Below are 1,182 nucleotides of genomic sequence, written 5' to 3' on the forward strand. Positions count from 1 at the left end.
CCGGGGCAGTGGCGGCGGCCGGGGAGCGGTCGGCCGAGGGGCCCGGCATCGCCCGCGGCGCCTGGCACTGGCACACCCCCCCGGACTCCTATGCCGCCCAGGTGGGGATCCTGCGGGAGTGGATCGCCGCCGGTGACCTGTTCCAGGCCAACCTCACCGCCTGCTGCGAGAGCCTGCGGCCGGAGCCGCCCGATCCGCTGGCCCTGTACCGCCGCCTCGTGGGCCATGGTCCGGCCCCCTTCGCCGGGCTGGCGGTCGCCGGTAGCGAGGCGGTGATCTCGGCCTCGCCGGAGCGCTTCCTGCGCCTGCACCCCGATGGCCAGGTGGAGACGCGGCCGATCAAGGGCACCCGGCCGCGCCGGGCCGACCCCGACGCCGATGCCGCCAGTGCGGCCGAGCTGATCTGCGACCCCAAGGACCGGGCCGAGAACGTGATGATCGTCGACCTGCTGCGTAACGACCTGGGCCGGGTCTGCGTGCCGGGGTCGGTGCACGTGCCCCAGCTGCTGGGGCTGGAGAGCTACGCCCACGTGCACCATCTCACCTCGGTGGTGATGGGGCGGCTCGCCGCCGGCCGCGGCCTGGTTGACCTGCTGCGGGCCTGCTGGCCGGGGGGCTCGATCACCGGCGCCCCCAAGGTGCGGGCCTGCCGGCGCCTCAATCAGCTGGAGCCGGTGCCGCGGGGGCCCTACTGCGGCTCCCTCTTCCACATGGGCGCCGACGGCGGCTTCGACAGCAGCATCCTCATCCGCACCCTCCTCCAGAACGGCCGCCGCCTGCGGCTCCATGCCGGCGGCGGCATCGTGGCCGATTCCGACCCGGCCGGGGAGGCCCGGGAGATGGGCTGGAAGATCGAACCGCTGCTGGAGGCCCTGGCATGAGCGGGGGCGGCGGCACCCATCCGGCCGGCAGGGCCATCGCCTGGATCGACGGGCCGTCCCCGGAAGGAACCTGGGGCGATCCCGACCGGCTCTGCCTGCCCCTGAGCGACCGCGGTCTGCTGCTGGCCGATGGCCTGTTCGAAACGGTGCTGGTCGAGGGAGGGGAGCCCCGGCTGCTGGCGGAGCACCTAGAGCGCTGGCGCGTCTCGGCCGCCAGCCTGGGCCTGGCGCCACCCCCCGGGGCCGATCGGGTGCGGCCGCTGCTGGCGGAGGCCGTGGCCCTCAGTGGCCTGACCGGCAG

Annotated in this window: 2 protein-coding genes; both read left to right on the top strand. The window is 75.3% G+C overall.

Going from position 1 to position 1,182, the window contains the following annotated elements:
- A partial coding sequence (locus VB737_RS07145) for an anthranilate synthase component I family protein (protein WP_500312226.1) occupies positions 1–881 on the top strand: 881 nt, incomplete at its 5' end.
- Positions 878–1,182 (top strand): aminotransferase class IV (locus tag VB737_RS07150; protein ID WP_500312227.1); only part of this gene is annotated, 305 nt, incomplete at its 3' end. The genes VB737_RS07145 and VB737_RS07150, both read left to right, overlap by 4 nt.

This window comes from Synechococcus sp. BA-120 BA3 (assembly GCF_034931285.1).
In the GTDB taxonomy this organism is placed as follows: Bacteria; Cyanobacteriota; Cyanobacteriia; order PCC-6307; family Cyanobiaceae; genus Cyanobium.